The 3,902-nt window shown below is 67.0% G+C and carries 1 protein-coding gene and 1 pseudogene; one reads left to right on the top strand and one right to left on the bottom strand.

Features of this window, described 5'->3' with window-relative positions; genetic code table 11:
* A pseudogene (locus tag ACE3UY_RS19700) lies at window positions 1-409 on the top strand (NDP-hexose 4-ketoreductase); the annotation flags it as partial.
* Between the two features lie 453 nt (window positions 410-862).
* On the opposite strand, the gene ACE3UY_RS19695 reads toward ACE3UY_RS19700, so the two are convergent.
* On the bottom strand, window positions 863-3,902 hold a 3,040-nt coding region (locus ACE3UY_RS19695), incomplete at its 5' end, for an SUMF1/EgtB/PvdO family nonheme iron enzyme (protein WP_374689185.1).

Here is a 3,902-nt window from a genome sequence, read left to right as displayed (position 1 = left end):
GATGGAACAACTCAAGCGCAACTTCCGGCCGGAGTTCCTGAACCGGCTCGACAGTGTCATCGTCTTCCGCCAGTTGCAACCGGAGGATATCCGCCAGATCGTGGACATCATCATCGGCGACGTGAACGAGCGGATGGACGAGCACTTCCTGACCCTGGAGGCGACGGACCCGGCCAAGGATTGGCTGGCCAAGCACGGCTACGACGCCGAGTACGGCGCGCGCCCGCTGCGCCGCCTGGTACAGCAGACGGTCGAGGACAAGCTGTCCGACGCCGTCCTCGCCGGCGAGTTCCAGGAAGGGGAGACGGTGATCATCGACGTGGCCCCGGATGCCGGGGGCAACGACGAGATCGTCCTGCGCCACCCGACGCCGGCGGAGAAGCCGGAGGAACTACTGCCGGCGATCTAATAATCCGCAGATTTGGCGGATTGCGCAGATTTAAAGAGAAGAAGGGGCCGGCTCACTGAGTAGTGAACCGGCCCCTTTGTTGTTGGTGGGTTGTGGAGTCCGCATCCTCAGATGCGGACGGCTGGTTTGACTCGTCCGCATCTGAGGATGCGGACTCTGCAAACTTAGTTGCGTTCGGTCATGTCCAGTTCGCGCATTGCCTCAATGTCGGCCAAGAGCGCATCCAACTCGCCCTCCTCGAATTCCAGAGGGCCAACCTCTTCGAGCGCCTTCAAGATCGCCCCGGCCGAACCGCATGGTCTGTAGGGCGATTTTGAAAATCTCCGAGTCTGGAGACCCCGGCGAGCACGGCTGCGGCGATTTTCAAAACCGCCCTACAAAAAATCGACGGATCGCTTCGCCTTCGGCTCAGCGAAGTGGCGCGCTCCGCTACCGCTCGCGCGCCGCCAGTGATCAGAGCGCATGAGATGGGGGCCGGCGCACCACCCGACAGCCGACATAGTTGCCACGGAAGTCAGGAAGGGCGTGGTCGCGGGCGGCCGCGCGCGCGAGGTCCTGATTGCCGTCCCACGAGCCGCCGCGCACCACGCGCCGCGCCCCACTGGCGTCAACGGCGTCATCGTCCGGATGATCATACTTGTTCCGGCACCACTCCCAGACGTTGCCGCCCAGGTCGTACAGCGCCAACGCCGGGCTGACCCCCTGCGGGAAGATGCCCACGGCCGAGGTGCGGCCGATCGCACCTTCGTTCGTGTTAGCCCTGGCGGCGTCCCACGTGTTTCCCCAGGGGTAGAAGCGGCCGTCGGGATAGCGGGCGGCCACTTCCCACTCGTATTCGTGGGGCAGGTCAATCTCCTCGCCCAACTTATCGCTCAGCCAGCGACAGAAGGCGACGGCCTGATACCAACTGATGCGCTCGCGCGGGTGGTTGGCGAACTGGAACGCCCCCTCGCTCAACTCTCGCAGGCCGTAGTGCCTCCCATACGCCTCCTCCTCGGCCGGCATACCGGCCCACCAGCGCGCGTCGGCGAAATCGGCGGCGCGAATGAAACAGTCGAACTGGGCGTAGGTCAGTGGGTAGCGGGCCAGTTGAAACGGCCGGGCGATGGTCACCTGCCGGCGCCCCGACTCATAGGCGTCTTTGTCGCCGCCGATGGTGTAGACGCCGGCGGGTACAATCTCGCCCCAGACGATGCCGGGCAGTAGGAAACTGCCGGGCAGGCGCAGGCCGCCTCGAACGATGACGCCCACGCCGGGGCGCGGGTCGCCCAGGCGGCCGAGGGCGACGCCGGCCAGGCCGCGGAGTTGGTTGGTCGCGGTTAGCTCTACGTCGGTGAGGAGAGCGGCCAGGCGGGCGGCCAGGGCGTCACAGGTGGGTTGGTCAGTGAAGTTCAGTTCCAGATAGGCGCTGGCGGCCAGTTCGGCGGCGGCCAGGGTGGACGCATCCCGTTCCGGCCGCGCGCTCAGTTGGTCGATCAGCTTCAGCGCCGCCGTGCGGTTGTCGATGCCCAGATAGCCGGGCGTCAGCAGGATCGTCTCGCGCCACCAGGAATCGGCCACGTGCCCCTCGTCCACCAGGAATCGGGCGATGGCCGCCGCGTCGGTCAGTTCGTGGGCCAGATAGGTGGCGCAGAGATACTCCTGAAAGGTCAGATGGATGAACTCGTAGACGCGATCCCGTTCGTTGAGCAGGCTGCCCCGCTCGGCCATGGCCTGCAAGAAGTCGCGCAGCGCCTGGTCGGCCTCGGCTTCCCCCCGCCGCCGCGCCACCCGCGGGCGCAGCCACGTCTTGAGCGCCGCCTCGCTCACCGTCCGCCCGGCCTTCTCCCCGGCCGACATCATGTGGTAGGCCAGCAGCGTCAGCAGTTCGCGCTTGTCTTCTTCGTTGCCGCCCCAATCCTCCAACTCGTGGCGCGCCTCCCCCTTGGTGTGGTGCGTCTCGGCCAGCAAGACGTGGACACAACTGCGGTAGAGCGCCGCCCGCTGCTCCGGCAGTTCCTTGTCGTTGTAGTGGACGATGGCGATGATCGTTACCAGCAGCGGCGTGTCGGCCAGCCGCCGCTCCTCACCGCGCGTCCGGCGGTGGGCCTCCAGCCGGGCGATCTCGGCCTGCAATTGGGCCGTCTCGCCCGGAGCTTCCACGGGGTCGTAGACGGCCCCGCACCAGCGCGCCGCCAGTTCGTTCACCTGCTCCGGCGTCATCGGCTGGACTTCGGCGCGGCGGAAGGTCGGCGGCAGCTTGCTCTCGCCGACGTAGGCCCGCGTGCGGCTGGTGACGACGATGCGGCCGATGTCGCCGATGTCGCTCAGGTTCTCCACGTCACCGCTGACGATCTGGCGGTGGCGCTCCTCCACGACCTCATCCAGCCCATCCAGCAGGAAAACGCACGCCTGGCCGCGCGTCAGCAGCCGCTCGAAGAAGTCCCGGGGCAGATGCAGCCCACCCAGTTGGCGGATCAAGGCGTGGCGCGCATAGGCCAGCAGCGTCCCGTATTCCGGGTCGCCGGACGTGTGGCGGCCTGTTCGATAGCGGTTGTAGTCGCCCAGCGAGACGTAGACCGGCAGCGGCAGCGGCGCGGGCAGTCCGAGCATCGTCTCGGCTTCGGCGGTCCGGCCGGTCAGGAGGGCGCGGGCCAGCGTGCTGGCGATGACGTAGAGGTAGGTCGTCTTGCCGCAGCCGGGCGCGCCGGTGATGATCAGCCGCGGGTTGTCGCGCAGCAGCGTGGCCATGTCCACCGGCTCGGCGCGGCCCTCTTCGGGGGCGGTCGGTTCAGCGGCGCGCCGGCCGCCGCGCTGCCCCATTTCCTCTCGCCGGTCGGGGTCGGGCACGGCGCCGAGCGAGACGTAGACCTTCTCCAGCGTGATCGGCGGCAGGTCACGCTCCTTCTTCTCGACGCCGCGCAACTGCGGCCGGCCATAGCGCCGCGCCATCCAGTCCAGGTAGCGCCGTAGCGCCTCGCGGAACGCCTCTTCGTCCCACAAGCGCTCGCCGGGGGTGTTCAGGTAGTGGCTGACGATGTGGAGCGTCGCCCCGCGGAAGTCACCCGACAGCACGTTCGCGGCGTCATGGATTTCGTCCCGGCCGACGTATTTGCCAATCCGCCACTGATAGATCGGCCGCCCGTTCCCCTCCTCTACTACCTTCCCCGTTTGCACCCCTACTGGCCGGTCTTTCATCGCCGCGACCAGCTCCTTCATCTCAGCCAGCAAATTCTGTTGCACGCCCAGCGATTGCTGTAACTGCCCGATCTGGATGATCCCTTGCAACTCGGACTCCTCGCCGGCCGCAGCCACGAACGCGGCTGCGAAGGCGCGCAGCCCGGTATCCAGATCGAGGTGGGGCAGCGTCTCGGCGTCGAAGCCGGCGGCGTCGAACAGGGTTTTCAGCCTGGCATGGTCGAGCGGTTCGCCGCTTAGGAGGCCCTCGATCTGCGTCCGGACAGCTTTGTAGTGGAAGAATTCGCTGAAGATGTCGTGGAGCAGGATTTCCTGT

The sequence above is a fragment of the Promineifilum sp. (SeqCode) genome (assembly GCF_041918635.1).
Taxonomy (GTDB): domain Bacteria; phylum Chloroflexota; class Anaerolineae; order Promineifilales; family Promineifilaceae; genus Promineifilum.
Note: the sequence above shows the minus strand (reverse complement) of the source record. Positions and strands in the feature narration are given on the sequence as shown.